Source organism: Rathayibacter sp. PhB186, assembly GCF_003751825.1.
Taxonomy (GTDB): Bacteria; Actinomycetota; Actinomycetes; order Actinomycetales; family Microbacteriaceae; genus Rathayibacter; species Rathayibacter festucae.
This window is the reverse complement of sequence record NZ_RJKO01000006.1, coordinates 1-15,411: the sequence shown is the minus strand read 5'-3', so window position 1 is coordinate 15,411 and position 15,411 is coordinate 1. Positions and strand designations below refer to the sequence as shown.

The window sequence follows — 15,411 nt, the reverse complement described above, 5'->3', positions numbered from 1 at the left end:
GCGTATCGAGACCCACGATCGTCAGCAGGGGTGGTCTGCAGACTCGCTGTCTGACGCTGGTGGATCTCGATACGCCCGCTCCGCGGGCTACTCGGTCAGCAAAGTGGCCGGTCTTCCGAGAGGGCTGTTCGCCGAGTCGATCCGTCTCGGGCCATGGCCCGCCCGCAGAACTCGGTTCGCGTCCACTCTCGGCCCGGCGGTCAGTGGTGACTCACGCTGCGCCGGGGACTGAACTGCTTCGCGAGATGCCAGTTGTGCACGCGTTTCACGGCGTGTCGCGTGCACAAGTGGCATCTCGCAGAAGAGGAGGAGGGACTCCCGGGTCAGGCGACGAGCTGGGCGGCGAAGACGTGGGGGGTGAAGCCGGTGAGGTCGTTGATGCCCTCGCCCTGGCCGACGAGCTTGATGGGGATGCCGGTCTTCTCCTGGACGGCGAGGACGAAGCCGCCCTTGGCCGAGCCGTCGAGCTTGGTGATGACGAGGCCGGTGACGCCGGCGTGCTCGATGAAGGCCTGGGCCTGCATCAGGCCGTTCTGGCCGGTGGTCGCGTCGAGGACGAGCAGGATCTCGGAGATCGGCGCCTGCTTCTCGACGACGCGCTTGATCTTGCCGAGCTCGTCCATCAGGCCGCCCTTGGTGTGCAGGCGGCCCGCAGTGTCGATGATGACCATCTCGATGCCGTGGGTCTTCGCGTACTCGACGGTCTGGTAGGCGACGGAGGCCGGGTCCTGGCGCTCCTGCTGCGGCCGGACGATCTGCGCGTCGGCGCGCTGCGCCCAGGTGGCGAGCTGGTCGACCGCGGCAGCGCGGAAGGTGTCGGCGGCGCCGACCACGACGCTGCGGTCGAAGTTGCGGAGGAACTTCGCGAACTTGCCGATGGTCGTGGTCTTGCCGACGCCGTTGACGCCGACGACCAGGATGACCGCGGGCCGCTCGCTGAGCTTCAGGGTCGTGTCGTACTTGGCGAGGCGCTCCTCCAGCGACTCGCGGAGCATCCGCTGGAGGTCGCGCGGGTCGGTCGTGTTGTAGCGGTCGACCTTGGCACGGAGGTCCTCGACCATCTCCTCGGTGATGTCCGGCCCGAAGTCGGCGGTGATCAGGGCCGTCTCGAGGTCGTCCCAGGTCTGCTCGTCGATCGTGCGCTTCTCGAACAGGCCGCGGAGTGCGCGACCGAGCGACCAGGAGCTGCGTTCTGCCATGCGCCCAGGCTACCGGCGGGTGGACGTCCGATCTGCAGGCGATCCGCCCTTCGCGGAGCCTGGACCTGCGGCAGGACGGGCCTGCCGGCCGGCATCGCCTGCGAATCGAACCCGTGGATCAGACCGCAGGCGCCTCCACGCGCTGACCGACCACGGCGGAGACCCCGTCCTGGCGCATCGAGACGCCGTAGAGGGCGTCGGCGATCTCCATCGTGCGCTTCTGGTGGGTGATGACGATCAGCTGACTCGACGTGCGGAGGTCCTGGAAGATGCTGAGCAGGCGGCCGAGGTTCGCGTCGTCGAGCGCCGCCTCCACCTCGTCCATGATGTAGAACGGGCTCGGCCGCGACTTGAAGATCGCGACCATGAAGGCCACCGCCGCGAGCGAGCGCTCGCCGCCGGAGAGCAGCGACAGCCGCTCGATCTTCTTGCCGGCCGGGCGCACCGCGACCTCGATGCCGGTGGTGAGCAGGTTCTCCGGGTCGGTGAGCCGGATGCTGCCGGTGCCGCCGGGGAAGAGCACCGGGAAGACGTCCGCGAAGGCGGCCTGGGTGTCGTCGAAGGCCGAGGCGAAGACCGTCTGCATCGTCTCGTCGAGCTCCTCGATGATCGTCAGCAGGTCGCGCCGCGTGTTCGTCAGATCGGTCAGCTGCTCGGTGAGGAAGACGTGGCGCTGCTCCAGAGCCGCGAACTCCTCGAGGGCGAGCGGGTTCACCCGGCCGAGCTGGCCGAGCTGCTTCTCGGCCTTGTCCAGCCGGCGGCGCTGCTCGTCGCGGACGAAGGGGCGCGCGGCGGCTTCGGCGTCGGTCTCATCGGGGACCGGGACCTCGGGGCCGTACTCGGCGACCAGCACGTCCTCGACCAGTCCGAGCTCGGAGCCGGCGCGCTCGAGCAGCCCGGTGAGCTGCAGGCGCTTCTCGTAGATCTGCAGCTCCAGACCGTGCACGCTCTCGGTGACACTCTGCAGCCGGTCGCGGAGCACGCCCTCCTCGCGGCGCAGCGCCTGCAGCTCCTCGTTCTGCTGCGAGCGGGCGGTCTCGGCGCGCAGCAGCTCGGCACGCGACTGCTGCACCGAGCGGTCGACGGAGGCGAGCACGGCGGGGATGGCGCCGGTCACGTCGGCCGCGGCGTCCTGCTGACGGCGGCGGATCACGGCGCGGCGGGCGGCCTCGTCGGCGGCGGCGCGGTCGGCGGCGAGCTGGCGCTCGAGCGACTCGCCGCGGGACTGCTCGGCTCGCACCCGCTCCTTGGCGGTCTCGACGCCGAGGCGCGCCTCGATCTCGCGCTCGCGGGCCGCGTCGACCTCGCGCTGGAGGCCGTCGCGGGCGCTGACGTCGAGGACCGGGCGCGGGCGCGAGCGGGCGACGTCGAGCTCGCCCTTCGCCTTCTGCGCCGCGGCCTCGGCGTCGCCGACCCGCTCGGTGGCGATGGTCAGGGCCTTCTCGCCGCGCCCGAGCTCGGCGGTGGCGCCCTCGAGCTGCGCGCGCACCCGGCCGAGGCGCTCGGTGTGCGCGGCGCGGGCGGCGTCGTGCTCGCGCAGGGCGGCGAGGGCCAGGCGCGACTGCTCCTTGGCGGCGCGCAGGGCGCCGGTCTGCTCGGCGAGGTCGAAGCGGAGGCGGTCGATCCGGCCCTCGATCTCCTCCAGCCGACTCGCGGCGGCGTCGCGCTCGGAGACCAGCTCGAGACGGCTGCGCTGCCCGCCCGCTCCCCCGCTGAGGACGGCGTCGGAGACCGAGGCGCCGTCGCGGGTGACCACGGTGACGGGGTGCTCGCCGCCGGCCAGCGCGGGCCAGAGCCGGCGGGCGGTGTCGAGGTCGTCGACGACGACGACCTGCTCGAGCAGGGCGAGGACGCCGTCGGGGCCGGTGACCAGGTCGCGGGCGCGGGTCGCTCCCTCCGGCACCTCGATCGCGAGGGCGGGGCGGGCGGCGTCGCCGATCAGCAGCTCGACCCGGCCGAGCTCGCGACGGATCGCCTCGTCGAGTGCGGCCTCGGCGTGCGGCTGCGAGTCGGCGAGCACGGAGTCGGCGGCCGCACCGAGGGCCGCCGCGATCGCCGCCTCGTAGCCGCCGCGGACCTGGATCCGCTCGGCGACACGGCCGCGGATGCCGTCGAGGCGGGTGGCGATCAGCTCGGCCGAGCCGTCGGAGACGTCGAGGGCGAGCGAGAGGGCGCTGCGGCGGGCGGCGAGTCCGTCGCGCTCGCGCTCCAGGGCGTGCAGCTCCTCGCGGAGCCGCTCGATCTCGCCCTCGGCCTCGAAGACCGAGGACTGCGCGAGCTCGTAGCCCTCGTCGAGCGTGCCGTCGGTGCCGCCGCCCGCCTCGCCGATCTCGTCCTCCAGCGCGTCGAGCTGGCGCTGGGCCGCCTCGCGGCGCTGCACGGCGGAGTCGAGGGTGTTCTGCGCGCGGAGGACCTCGCCGCGGACGGCCGCGAGACGGGAGGACGCGGTGTCGGCCTGGCCGGTCAGCTTGGACAGCTCGAGGTCGTGCCGGGAGACCAGCGCCGACTGCGCCGCGATCTCCTCGTCGGTCGCGTCCAGGGCGCCGCGGGCGCGCACCGTCGCCTTCTGCGAGTCGGTCCACGCGGTCTCCGCGTCGAGGACGGCGATGCGGAGTCGCTCCAGCTCGGCGCGCGCCTCCTCGACCATCGGCGCCGTGACGCGGGGCTGCACGGCGGGCTGCTCCGACTCCGCCTCGAGCAGGGCGAGGCGCTGGCCGGCGAGCGCCGCCAGATTGCGCAGCCGCTCCTGCACCGACTCGAGCTCGAAGGTGGTGCGCCGGGCGTCGTCGACCGCGTCGCCGACCATCTCGGACTCGATCCGGGCGGTGCGCAGCGTGCTCTGCTCGAGCCGCTCCTGCAGCACGAGGCGCTCGCTGTGCCGCTCGTTCTCGGTCCGCGCGAAGCCGTCGAGTGCGGTGCGGAGGGTGACGACGTCGTCGGCGAGCAGGCGCGCGCGGGCGTCGCGGACGACGGCGGCGATGGTCTGCGCCTGCCGGGCGACCTCCGCCTGGCGGCCGAGCGGCTTGAGCTGGCGGCGGATCTCGCCGGCGAGGTCGGAGAGGCGGGTCAGGTTCGCCTGCATGCCGTCGAGCTTGCGGAGGGTCTTCTCCTTGCGGCGGCGGTGCTTGAGGATGCCGGCCGCCTCCTCGATGAAGCCGCGGCGCTCCTCCGGGGTCGCGTGCAGGACGGCGTCGAGCTGGCCCTGGCCGACGATGACGTGCATCTCGCGGCCGAGACCGGAGTCGCTCAGCAGCTCCTGCACGTCGAGCAGCCGGCAGGCGCGGCCGTTGATCGCGTACTCGCTGCCGCCGTTGCGGAACAGGGTGCGCTTGATCGTCACCTCGGTGTACTCGATCGGCAGTGCGCCGTCGGTGTTGTCGATGGTGAGCGCGACCTCCGCGCGGCCGAGCGGGCCGCGGGTGGAGGTGCCGGCGAAGATGACGTCCTCCATCTTGCCGCCGCGGAGGGTCTTCGCGCCCTGCTCCCCCATCACCCAGGCGAGAGCGTCGACGACGTTGCTCTTGCCCGAGCCGTTGGGCCCGACGACGCAGGTGACCCCGGGCTCGAAGGCGAACGTGGTCGGCTGCGCGAAGGACTTGAACCCCTTGAGGGTCAGGCTCTTCAGGTACACCCGGCCGCCTCGCTCCGCTCGAAAACGCTCCCTACGGTACTCGACGGGCTCCGTCGTGCCCCGGAACCGCGCGGTGCGGCCCGGCGGCGTGCACACTGGGGAGGTGACGAGCCCCACCGACCCCGCGCTCCGGATCCGCGAGCTGCCGATCCCCGAGCACCCGGGCGCCGAGGGCTGGGACGACTTCGTCACCCTCACCGCGATCGGCAACGCCGTCGAGGCCGAGGGCACCGGCACGGACGAGCTCGGCTTCCCCGCCGAGACGAACCTGGGCGAGTGGCGGCAGCAGGAGTTCGACCCTCGCCGCGCGTTCCTCGCCGAGGTCATGACGGACGACGGCGTCCGCGCGGTCGGCAGCGGCGAGCTGCACTGGAGCACCGAGGAGGGCGACGACGCGGCCTGGCTGGCGTTCTCCGTCCTCGCCGGGGAGCGCGGCCACGGGGTCGGCTCCGCCCTGCTGGAGCGGCTGACGGCGGAGGCGCACGCGCTCGGGCGCACCGTGCTGCAGACCTGGACGGCGCACCGGGCCGACCGCTCGGCGCCGCGCCTGGCCGCCCGCTCGGGGGCCGGCTCCGTGCCCGCCGACGACCCCGGCGCGCGCTGGCTCGCCTCCCGCGGCTGGGTGCTGGAGCAGGTGGAGCGGGTCAGCGCGGTGCGGCTGCCGCTGGACCCCGTGCTCGCCGCGTCCCGGCGTCGCGGTGCCCTGGCGCACGCCGAGGGCTACGAGCTGCGGCACTGGAGCGGCGCGACGCCCGCCGAGCTCGTCGACGGGATGCTCGCCCTGCGCGCGAGCATGTCCGCGCAGGCGCCCACGGCCGGGCTGTCGGTGCCGGAGGAGACCTGGACCCGCGAGCGCCTCGAGGCGCACGACCGCGAGTCGACCGCCGGTGGACGGGTGGAGCTGACCTCGGTGGCCCTGCACGAGGGCCGGCCGGTCGGCTACTGCACCGTCGACGTGCTGCCCGGCCGCGCCGCGCTCTGGGGCGCGACGCTCGTGCAGCCGACGCATCGTGGGCACCGGCTCGGCATGCTGCTCAAGCTCGACGCGCTCGAGCACCTGGCCGCGGCCGACCCCGACTGCCGTGCCGTCTACACCTGGAACGCGGAGGAGAACCGGCCGATGCTCGCCGTCAACGAGGCCGTGGGGTTCCGCGCGATCGCAGTGGAGGGCCAGTGGCGGCTCGACGAGGTGGCGCCGTGATCCCGCTGGTACAGCCGGGGCCGGCGCTGAGCGCCGCCGAGCGCGAGCGCTTCGCCCGGCAGATCCGGCTGTCGCCGCTCGGCGAGCTCGGGCAGCGCCGCCTGCGGAACGCGCGGGTGCTCGTCCTCGGCGCGGGCGGCATCGGCTCCCCGGTGATCACGGCGCTCGCCGCGGCCGGGATCGGGCACCTCGGGATCGTCGACGGCGACGTCGTCGAGGCGTCGAACCTCGCGCGGCAGACGGCGCACGACGAGTCGTCGATCGGCTCGTCGAAGGCGGAGTCCGCGGCGGCGACCGCGCGGCGGCTCTCCCCCGGGATCGACGTGCAGGCCTTCCCCGTCTCCTTCACCGGTGCGAACGCCGACGCGCTCGTCGCGGGCTGGGACGTGGTGGTCGACGGCTTCGACACCTTCGGCTCGCGCTACCTCGCCTCGGACGCGACGACCCGGGCCGGCGTTCCGCACGTCTGGGGGTCGGCGCTGGGCTTCGACGGGCAGCTGTCCACCTTCTGGGCGGCCGCGCCGGGCGGCGGGGTCACATTGCGCGCCCTGCACCCCGGGGCCGAGGACGCGGCCGACAGCTGCGCGACGGTCGGGGTGCTCGGCCCGCTCTGCGCGGCGATCGGCTCGGCGATGGCAAGCGAGGTGGTCAAGCTCGTGACGGGCGTCGGCGAGCCGCTGTTCGGGCGGGTCGTGGTGCACGACGCACTGGACGGCTCGTGGAGCGAGCTGCCGCTGGCCCGCGCGGTGCCGCCGGTGGCCGCGGTGCTCGCCGTGGCCGGAGCGGTGACCGCCGACGAGCTGCGGGCGCGGCTCGCGGGGCCGAGGCCGCCGACGGTCGTCGATCTGCGGGAGGACGACGAGGACCGCTCCGTCGCGATCCCCGGGGCCGTGCGGCTGCCGATGTCGCACTTCGATCCGGTGCTGCTGCCCGCGGGGCCGCTGGTGCTGCACTGCGCCTCGGGCGTGCGCTCCAGGATCGCGGCCGACCGCGCGGCGGCGGCGGGGGTCGCCTCCGACTCTCTGCTCGGCGGGATGGTGGGCTGGCGCTGATCCGGTCGGCGGTTCGATTCGCAGGTCTTCCGCGTTCCCTGTGCCGTCTCGCCGCGTGGCGAGGCCGACCGGAGCCGAGATCTCCTGCACAACAGACAGGAGCCTGCAGAACGGCGAGAGGGGGCGGGGGTCAGCCGCCGGCGAAGGGCGGCAGGACGTCGACCGACGCACCGGCGGGCAGCGGAGTGGCGCGGTCGGTCGTCGAGACGCCGTCGACCAGGTAGCTGCAGCGGGAGAGGACGTCGGCGGCGGACGGCGCGGAGGCGACGAGCTCCGCCTCCAGGGCGGCGAGGTCGGCCACGCCGTCGAGCTCGTCGGAGGCGCGCCCGAGGGCGGCCTTCGCCGCGGCGAAGTAGCGGACGCGCACGCTCAGCCGCCGATCGCGCTCATGGTGCGCTCGGGCTGCACGAATCCGGCCCGGTTCATCTCGTGGCCGGCCGGCTTGGCCCACATCGCGCCGCGCCAGAGCTGGGCGACGTGGTGGTCGTCGGCGCCGGAGCGCATCGCGCCGAGCAGGTCGGTCTCCTCGTTGGAGAAGAGGCAGCTGCGGACGCCGCCCTCGGCGGTGAGCCGGGTGCGGCGGCAGTCGCCGCAGAAGGCCTCGGTGACCGAGGCGATGATGCCGACGGTGCCGAGCAGCTCGTCGGAGCCGATCGCGCGGACGTCGAAGAGCTCGGCGGGCGCGCCGTCGCGCGGCGCGGCGTTCGGCGTGAGGACGAAGCGCTCCGAGAGCAGGTCGCGGATCATCGCCGCCGTGATCATGGTGGAGCGGTCCCAGCCGTGGTCGGCGTCGAGGGCCATCTGCTCGATGAAGCGGAGCTGGTGCCCTCCGGCGAGCGCCCAGGCGAGCAGCTCGGGCGCCTCGTGGTCGTTGATCCCGGGCAGCAGAACCGCGTTGATCTTGGTCTGCTGGAGCCCGGCGGGGCCGAGCGCGTCGATGCCGGCGAGGACCCGGTCGAGGAAGGGGCGGCGGGTGACCTTCGCGAAGGTCTCGGCGCAGATGGAGTCGAGCGAGACGTTCACCCGGTCCAGGCCCGCGTCGGCGAGCGACTGCGCGCGGCCGGAGAGGCCGATCGCGTTGGTGGTCAGCGAGATCTCGGGGCGCGGCTCGATCGCGGCGACGTCGCGGATGATGTCGACGAGGTCCTTGCGCAGCAGCGGCTCGCCGCCGGTGAAGCGGATCTGGCGGACGCCGAACTGCTCGACGGCGATGCGGGCGAGGCGGACGATCTCCTCGCGGTTCAGCAGCGAGGCGGGCGGCTGGAACGGCAGGCCCTCGGCCGGCATGCAGTAGGTGCAGCGGAGGTTGCAGCGATCGGTGAGCGAGATCCGCAGGTCGTCGGCGACGCGTCCGTAGCTGTCGAGCAGCAGCGGGGTCTCGGGCCGCTCGGCCGGGAGGACCGCACCGCGTGGGCGGGGCCGGATGCCGGGGAACCCGAGTGCTGTGCTCATCCGGACAGACTACGCGCCGGATCCGGGCCGGAGCGGGCAAGATGGAGACGTCCCTGCCGCCGGTCAGGAACGCCTCCGCCCCGTCAGGAACGCCCCGCCCCGTCAGGAACGCTTTCGCCGGCCAGGACCTCCGAGAGGACCCGATGACCTCGATCGATCTGCACGCCGCCCGCGTGCGCGCGCTGCTCTCGCCGCTGGCCACCCGCGGCGCCCGCGAGACGCTGACGCTCGCTCCCGCCGCCGTCGCCGCCGACCCGGGTGCGTACGACCGCCGGGTGCTCGCGCGCTCGGTCGACGCTCCGCTCGATCTGCCCCGCTTCGACAACTCGCAGATGGACGGCTTCGCGGTGCGCGCGGCGGACCTCGCCGCGGCGAGCGCCGGCAGCCCGGTCTCGCTGCCCGTGGCCGCGCCGATCCCGGCCGGCGACCGCGCTCCCCGGCACGAGGCGGGCACCGCGGTGCCGATCATGACGGGCTCGCCGCTGCCGGCCGGGGCCGACGCCGTCGTCGCGATCGAGACCGTCGACCCGCCGCGCTTCCCCGCCCCGGGCAGCACCGACGCCCAGGTGGCGTTCTCGCGCCCCGTCGTCGCGTCGGCCTTCGTCCGCGCCCGGGGCAGCGACGCGAGGCAGGGCGAGCTCGCGCTGCCCGCCGGCACCGTCCTCCGCGCCGCGCACTACGGGCTGCTCGCCTCGCTCGGCCTGACCGAGGTCGAGGTGCTCCCCCGCGTCCGCGTGCTGGTCGTGCCGACCGGGCACGAGATCCGCGCGGCCGGCTCGGAGCTCGAGGACGCGCAGATCTACGACGCGAACGGCTCGCTGCTGGCCGAGGCGGTCCGCGAGGCCGGCGGCCTGCCGATCGTGGTGCCCTGCGGCAGCGACCGGCCGGAGGATCTCCTCGCGCTCCTCGACGCGCACGCGGCCGACGCCGACCTCGCGATCACCGTCGGCGGGGTCAGCGCGGGCGCCTACGAGGTCGTCCGCGACGCGCTCGGGGCGGCCGGCTCGGAGTTCGGCCACGTCGCCGTGCAGCCGGGCGGACCGCAGGGCCTCGGGCTCGTCCGGGTCCGCGACGACCTGCACCTGCCGATCGTCTCGCTGCCGGGCAACCCGGTCAGCGCCCTGGTCTCGTTCGAGCTGTTCCTGCGGCCCGTGCTCCGCTCGCTCGCGGGCCGGCTGCCGGCCGAGCGCCCGCGGCTGCGCGCGCGGCTGGCGACACCGCTCGACTCCCCCGGGCATCTGCACCAGATCCGGCGCGGCACCCTCGACGACGAAGGGCTCGTGCACGCCGTCGGCGGGCCGAGCTCGCACCTGCTCGCGTCCTACGCTCGATCGAACGTGCTGATCCACGTCCCGATCGGGACCGAGCACGCCGCGACCGGAGACACGGTCGAGATCTGGAGGATCGATGACTGACACGAGCGGAACGACCGGGAGCGGCGCAGCGCCCGGGAACGGCGCAGCACCCGACGGCACGGAGCTGACCCACGTCCGCGGCGACGGCGCCGTGCACATGGTCGACGTCGGCGGCAAGCAGGTCACCTCGCGGGTCGCGGTCGCGGAGGGGTTCGTCGAGACGACCCCCGACGTCGTCCGCCTCCTCGCGCAGGGCGAGCTGCCCAAGGGCGAGGCGCTCGGCGTCGCGCGCATCGCCGGGATCATGGGCGCGAAGGCCACCTCCGCGCTGATCCCGCTCTGCCACCCGCTGGTGCTCGACGGCGTCGACATCGACCTCGAGCCCGGCGACGACCGGGTCCGGATCGAGGCGCGCGTGCGCACGAGCGGCCGCACCGGCGTCGAGATGGAGGCGCTCACCGCCGTCAGCGTCGCCGCGCTCACCGTCTACGACATGATCAAGGCCGTCGACCGCGGCGCCGTCATCACCGGGATCCGCGTCCTGGCGAAAGAGGGCGGCAGGAGCGGCTCGTGGAGCCGGTCGTGAGCCGCACCGCGCTCGCGGTGGTCGCCTCCACCCGCGCCGCGTCCGGCGTCTACGAGGACCGCACCGGTCCGGCGCTGCTGACCTGGTTCGAGAGCCGCGGCTGGAGCGGCCGCGTGGTCGTCGTCGCGGACGGCGAGGCGGTGGGCGAGGCGATCTCCGACGCCCTCTCGGCCGGCATCGACGTCGTGATCACCACCGGCGGCACGGGTGTCGCACCGAGCGACGTCACTCCGGAGCAGACCGCGCCGCTGCTCGAGCGCGAGCTGCCCGGACTCGCCGAGGCGATCCGCGCGCGCGGTGCCGCACACGTGCCCACCGCCGTGCTCAGCCGCGGGCGCGCGGGGGTCAGCGGCCGGAGCGTGATCGTCAACCTGCCCGGCTCCCCCGGCGGCGTCCGCGACGGCATCGAGGTGCTCGAGCCGATCATCGGCCACGTGCTGGACCAGCTGGGCGGGGGCGATCATGTCCGCTGATCCCGTCGCCCTGGCCCGGATCGCCCGCGACCCCGTCACCGTCGACGAGTGCGAGCACGCCGTCGAGTCGCCGACGCACGGCGCCGTCGTCACCTTCGCCGGGATCGTCCGTGACCACGACGAGGGACGCGGGGTGCTCCGGCTCTCCTACGAGGCGCACCCGGAGGCGCCGGCGGCCCTGCTCGCCTCGGCCCGGCGGATCGCGGAGCGCTTCCCCGAGGTGCGGGTCGCCGCGGTGCACCGGGTCGGCGACCTCGTGGTCGGCGACCTCGCGCTCGCCTGCGCCGTCGCCTCAGCCCACCGCGCCGCGGCCTTCGAGGCCTGCGCGGCGCTGGTCGACGACATCAAGGCGACCGTGCCGATCTGGAAGGAGCAGTCGTTCGTCGACGGCAGCTCGGAGTGGGTCGCGTCGCTCGGCTGATCGGCCGCGGCGGGCTCGGAAACACGAGCGTCACACGTCTGGGGTTCACTGGGAGGAGCGCGCCGTCGGCGCACGGAGCGGAGGGCGCGGCATGGACCTGAACACGATCCAGCGCGTGCGCGTCGTCCGCGAGCGCGCCGAGCTGGCCGCGATGGGTCCGCGCACCGCGGTGATCGGCGGCGGGTCCTGGGTGTTCTCGCTCCCGCACGACCACCTCGACGAGCTGCTCGACCTGCAGGGCTTCGGCTGGGAGCCGTACCGCGAGACGGCCGAGGGCCTCTCGATCGCGGCGACCTGCACCCTCGCTGAGCTGTCGGCGATGCCGGACGGCGGTCGGCCCGCGCACCCGCTCTTCTTCCAGTGCTGCACGGCGCTGCTGGGCTCCTTCAAGATCTGGAACGTCGCGACCGTCGGCGGCAACATCGCCAACGCACTCCCCGCCGGGCCGATGATCAGCCTCGCCGCGGCGCTCGACGCCGAGGCGCTCGTCTGGCGCGCGGACGGCTCCGACGCTCTCGTGCCGGTCGCCGAGCTGGTGACCGGCAACATGACCACCTCGCTCGGGCACGGCGACGTGATCCGCTCGATCGAGTTCCCGCGCCGGGCGCTGGCGGCGCGGACGGCGTACCGGAAGATCGCGCTGTCGCCGCTCGGGCGCTCCGGCGCGCTCGTCATCGGCCGGGTGGACGCCGACGGGGAGGTCGTGGTCACGGTGACCGCCGCGACGATCCGGCCCGAGGTGCTGCGGTGGACGGCGCTCCCGACGTCCGAGGAGCTCGACGCCGCGCTCGGCGGGATCACGACCTGGTTCACCGACCCGCACGGCGCGGCCGACTGGCGGCGCGCGGTGGTCGGCGTGCTGGCCGAGGAGATCCGCGGCGAGCTGGGCGGAGCGGACCAGCCGGCGACGAGCGGCGAGACCAGCCCGACCGCGGGAGACACCGCATGAGATTCACCGTCAACGGCGAGCCGGTCGACGCATCGCCCCGCCCCGGCCAGGTGCTGCGGACGCTGCTGCGCGACCACGAGCACTTCGAAGTCAAGAAGGGCTGCGACGCCGGAGACTGCGGCGCCTGCTCGGTGCTCGTCGACGGCACGCCCTTCCACTCCTGCCTCTACCCCGCGCACCGCATCGAGGGGCGCGAGGTCACCACCGCCGCGGGACTCGGCACTCCGGAGGAACCCGGCGCGGTGCAGCAGTCGTTCGTCGACCACGCCGCGTTCCAGTGCGGCTTCTGCACCGCCGGCATGGTCGTCACCGCGAGCGCCCTCGAGGGGGCGCGCGAGGAGGACCTCCCCCGCCTGATGAAGGGGAACCTCTGCCGCTGCACCGGCTACCGGCCGATCCGCGAGGCGCTGTCCGAGCACCTCTGCGAGCCGCCCACCGGGCTGACCCCCGTGCGGCGCACCGGGCGCACCTCCGCCGACGAGTCGCGGGTGGGCCGCTCGCTCGGCGCCCCGGCCGGCCGCCGCATCGTCTCCGGCCACGAGCCGTACACGCTCGACGTCGCCGTGCCCGGGCTGCTGCACCTCAAGGTGCTGCAGAGCCCGCACGCGCACGCCCGCATCCTCTCGATGGACACCGCGGTCGCCGCGACGATGCCCGGCGTCGTCGCCGTGCTGACCGCCGCCGACGTGCCGGACATCCTGTACTCCACCGCGCGGCACGAGTCGCGGCTGGACGACCCCGACGACACCCGGATGCTCGACACCGTCGTGCGCTTCCGCGGCCAGCGGGTCGCGGTCGTCGTCGCCGAGTCGGTAGGAGTGGCCGAGGCCGCCTGCCGCGCGATCGAGGTCGAGTACGAGCTGCTGCCCGCGGTCTTCGACCCGGAGGAGGCGCGCGCGCCCGGTGCCCCGCTCCTGCACGCGGACAAGGACCCGATCGCCTCGCGCATCGCCGACCCCGGCTCGAACGTGGTCGCCGAGCTGCACGGCGAGTACGGCGACGTCGCCGCCGGCCTCGCCGAGGCGGACGTCGTGGTCGAGGGCCGGTGGACCACCTCCCGCGTCGCGCACACCGCGCTGGAGACCCACGGCACGATCGGCTGGCTCGAGGGCGACGAGCTGGTGCTGCGCACCTCCACCCAGGTGCCGTTCCTGGTCCGGGACGAGATCGCGCGGATCTTCGACCGCGACCCCGCGAGCGTGCGGGTCTTCACCGCGCGGGTCGGCGGCGGCTTCGGCGGCAAGCAGGAGATCCTCACCGAGGACGTCGTCGCACTGGCCGTGTTGGCGACCGGGCGGCCGGTGCAGTTCGAGTTCACCCGCTCCGACGAGTTCACGATGGCGCCCTGCCGGCACCCGATGCGGGTCGACGTCACGCTCGGCGCGCGCCGCGACGGGCGGCTGACCGCGCTGAGCGTCGATGTGCTCTCGGACACCGGCGCCTACGGCAACCACGGCCCCGGCGTGATGTTCCACGGCACGTCGGAGTCGGTCGCGGCCTACACGGCGCCGAACAAGCGCGTCGACGCGCAGGCGGTCTACACGAACAACCTGCCCTCGGGCGCGTTCCGCGGCTACGGCCTCGGCCAGGTGATCTTCGGCATCGAGTCGGCGATGGACGAGCTCGCCGGCGAGCTGGGGATCGACCCGTTCGAGCTGCGGCGGATCAACGCGGTGAAGCCGGGCGAGCCGCTCGTCGTCACGCACGTGGAGGGCGACGACATCGGCTTCGCCTCCTACGGGCTCGACCAGTGCCTCGATCTCGCGGAGGCGGCGCTCGACCGCGCGACGGGCGCTGAGGCTCCCGAGGGACCGGGCTGGAGCACCGGGCGCGGCATGGCGGTCGCGATGATCGCGACGCTGCCTCCGCGCGGCCACTTCTCGGAGGCCACCGTGTCGGTCGACGCCGAGGGCGTGCTCACGATCGGAGTCGGCACCGCGGAGTTCGGCAACGGGACGACGACCGTGCACACCCAGCTCGTCGCGAGTGCGTTCGGGGCCTCGGCCGATCGGGTGCGGATCCGCCAATCGGACACCGCCGCGGCCCGGTACGACACGGGCGCGTTCGGCTCCGCGGGGACGGTCGTCGCCGGCAAGGCCGTCTACAGCGCGGCGCTGCGGCTCCTCGCCGACCTGCGCTCGCTGGCGAAGCGGCTCACCGGGCACGACGGCAGCGAGTTCGAGCCGGACGACGAGGGGCTGCTCGCCGCAGACGGCACCCGGGTGAGCTACGCCGACCTGGTGCTCGCGGCCGGCGGACCGGTGTCGGCGACCGGCAGCGAGGACGGAGCGCAGCGCTCGCTCGCCTTCAACGTGCAGGGCTTCCGCGTCGCGGTGCACGCGCCGACCGGTGAGGTGCGGATCCTGCAGTCGGTCCAGGCGGTGGACGCCGGCTTCGTGATCAACCCGGCGCAGCTCCGCGGGCAGGTCGAGGGCGGCGTCGCCCAGGCGATCGGCTCGGCGCTGTACGAGGAGGTGATCCTCGACGGCGAGGGCACCGTGACCACGGCGATCCTGAGGAACTACCACATCCCGCAGATGGCCGACGTGCCGCCGACCGAGGTCTGCTTCGCCGACACGGCCGACGAGCTGGGCCCGTTCGGCGCGAAGTCGATGAGCGAGGCGCCCTACAACCCGGTGGCGCCCGCACTCGCCAATGCCGTCCGCGACGCCGTCGGCGTCCGGCCGCACGCCCTGCCCGTCTCCCGCGACCGCGTCTGGCGCCTGCTGCACCCCGACGCGGCGCCGGTCCAGGCGGTCGACGCGGGCGCACCCCCCGGCTGACCTCGGACGCGCCTCGCGCCGATCGCGGACGCGGCTCACCATGCTGGTCGAGTAGCCCCGCAGGGGCGTATCGAGCGGCGAAGCCGCTTCGCGTCTCGGTGGTGAGAAAAAGGGCGCGGCGGCACCGCATCATGTTGGTCGAGTAGCCCCGCAGGGGCGTATCGAGACCCGCCACCACCAGCAGAGCGGGTCTGCAAACTCGCGTTTTGACGGTGGTGGATCTACTTGGAAAGGGATGGTGACCTTTCACGCGGTTCTGGGGGTGAGGGTGACGTCGTAGCCGAGGGTCGCGAGGGTTCGGAGGGCGTT

12 protein-coding genes are annotated in these 15,411 nt (G+C 74.2%); 8 read left to right on the top strand and 4 right to left on the bottom strand.

Translation table 11 applies throughout. The annotated features are described in order from the left end of the window. Positions 1 to 323: 323 nt before the first annotated feature. Positions 324 to 1,199 (bottom strand): signal recognition particle-docking protein FtsY, encoded by an 876-nt coding sequence (gene ftsY / locus EDF45_RS14915; protein WP_123703286.1) that lies wholly within the window; start codon positions 1,197 to 1,199, stop codon positions 324 to 326. A gap of 118 nt (positions 1,200 to 1,317) precedes the next feature. Then, positions 1,318 to 4,830 carry a chromosome segregation protein SMC gene (smc, locus tag EDF45_RS14910; protein WP_123736839.1) on the bottom strand — a complete coding sequence of 1,171 codons (3,513 nt, stop codon included), beginning with the start codon at positions 4,828 to 4,830 and terminating at the stop codon, positions 1,318 to 1,320. Between the two features lie 103 nt (positions 4,831 to 4,933). On the opposite strand from smc, the gene EDF45_RS14905 reads away from it, so the two are divergent. Continuing rightward, positions 4,934 to 6,031 carry a GNAT family N-acetyltransferase gene (locus EDF45_RS14905; RefSeq protein ID WP_148060301.1) on the top strand — a complete coding sequence of 366 codons (1,098 nt, stop codon included), beginning with the start codon at positions 4,934 to 4,936 and terminating at the stop codon, positions 6,029 to 6,031. Further along, a complete protein-coding gene (locus EDF45_RS14900) occupies positions 6,028 to 7,083 on the top strand; it encodes a HesA/MoeB/ThiF family protein (RefSeq protein WP_123736837.1) in 1,056 nt (351 codons plus the stop codon). Before EDF45_RS14905 ends, EDF45_RS14900 begins: the two co-directional genes overlap by 4 nt. A 130-nt stretch (positions 7,084 to 7,213) precedes the next feature. Here the strand turns inward: EDF45_RS14900 and EDF45_RS14895 are convergent, their stop codons facing one another. After that, entirely contained in the window at positions 7,214 to 7,450 is a 237-nt protein-coding gene (locus EDF45_RS14895; RefSeq protein WP_221181137.1) for a MoaD/ThiS family protein, read from the bottom strand. A 2-nt stretch (positions 7,451 to 7,452) separates the two neighbouring features. Continuing rightward, the gene (moaA, locus tag EDF45_RS14890) at positions 7,453 to 8,535 is read right to left on the bottom strand and encodes a GTP 3',8-cyclase MoaA (RefSeq protein WP_123736836.1); all 1,083 of its coding nucleotides are present in this window, start codon (positions 8,533 to 8,535) and stop codon (positions 7,453 to 7,455) included. Between the two features lie 143 nt (positions 8,536 to 8,678). Here moaA and glp point away from each other — a divergent pair, with 143 nt between their 5' ends. The 6 genes from glp (at position 8,679) to EDF45_RS14860 (ending at position 15,102) form a co-directional block, all read left to right on the top strand. Beyond that, complete coding sequence (glp, locus tag EDF45_RS14885) at positions 8,679 to 9,950, top strand: gephyrin-like molybdotransferase Glp (RefSeq protein ID WP_123736835.1); 1,272 nt, start codon at positions 8,679 to 8,681, stop codon at positions 9,948 to 9,950. Then, on the top strand, positions 9,943 to 10,476 hold the full coding sequence (moaC, locus tag EDF45_RS14880; protein WP_123736834.1) for a cyclic pyranopterin monophosphate synthase MoaC: 534 nt from the start codon (positions 9,943 to 9,945) through the stop codon (positions 10,474 to 10,476). The genes glp and moaC overlap by 8 nt, the downstream gene beginning before the upstream one ends. Then, positions 10,473 to 10,949, top strand: coding sequence for a molybdenum cofactor biosynthesis protein B (locus tag EDF45_RS14875; RefSeq protein ID WP_123736986.1), 477 nt, complete (start codon positions 10,473 to 10,475; stop codon positions 10,947 to 10,949). Before moaC ends, EDF45_RS14875 begins: the two co-directional genes overlap by 4 nt. After that, a complete protein-coding gene (locus EDF45_RS14870) occupies positions 10,939 to 11,370 on the top strand; it encodes a molybdenum cofactor biosynthesis protein MoaE (protein ID WP_123703271.1) in 432 nt (143 codons plus the stop codon). Before EDF45_RS14875 ends, EDF45_RS14870 begins: the two co-directional genes overlap by 11 nt. 91 nt (positions 11,371 to 11,461) lie before the next feature. After that, positions 11,462 to 12,319, top strand: a complete 858-nt coding sequence (locus EDF45_RS14865; protein WP_123736833.1) for an FAD binding domain-containing protein — start codon at positions 11,462 to 11,464, stop codon at positions 12,317 to 12,319. Continuing rightward, complete coding sequence (locus EDF45_RS14860) at positions 12,316 to 15,102, top strand: molybdopterin-dependent oxidoreductase (RefSeq protein ID WP_123736832.1); 2,787 nt, start codon at positions 12,316 to 12,318, stop codon at positions 15,100 to 15,102. Before EDF45_RS14865 ends, EDF45_RS14860 begins: the two co-directional genes overlap by 4 nt. Positions 15,103 to 15,411: the final 309 nt, after the last annotated feature.

Coding starts and splice junctions, on each gene's coding strand:
- glp (WP_123736835.1), top strand. CDS start 8,679: ATGACCTCGATCGATCTGCACGCCGCCCGCGTGCGCGCGCTGCTCTCG.
- moaC (WP_123736834.1), top strand. CDS start 9,943: ATGACTGACACGAGCGGAACGACCGGGAGCGGCGCAGCGCCCGGGAAC.
- EDF45_RS14860 (WP_123736832.1), top strand. CDS start 12,316: ATGAGATTCACCGTCAACGGCGAGCCGGTCGACGCATCGCCCCGCCCC.
- EDF45_RS14865 (WP_123736833.1), top strand. CDS start 11,462: ATGGACCTGAACACGATCCAGCGCGTGCGCGTCGTCCGCGAGCGCGCC.
- ftsY (WP_123703286.1), bottom strand. CDS start 1,199: ATGGCAGAACGCAGCTCCTGGTCGCTCGGTCGCGCACTCCGCGGCCTG.
- moaA (WP_123736836.1), bottom strand. CDS start 8,535: ATGAGCACAGCACTCGGGTTCCCCGGCATCCGGCCCCGCCCACGCGGT.
- EDF45_RS14870 (WP_123703271.1), top strand. CDS start 10,939: ATGTCCGCTGATCCCGTCGCCCTGGCCCGGATCGCCCGCGACCCCGTC.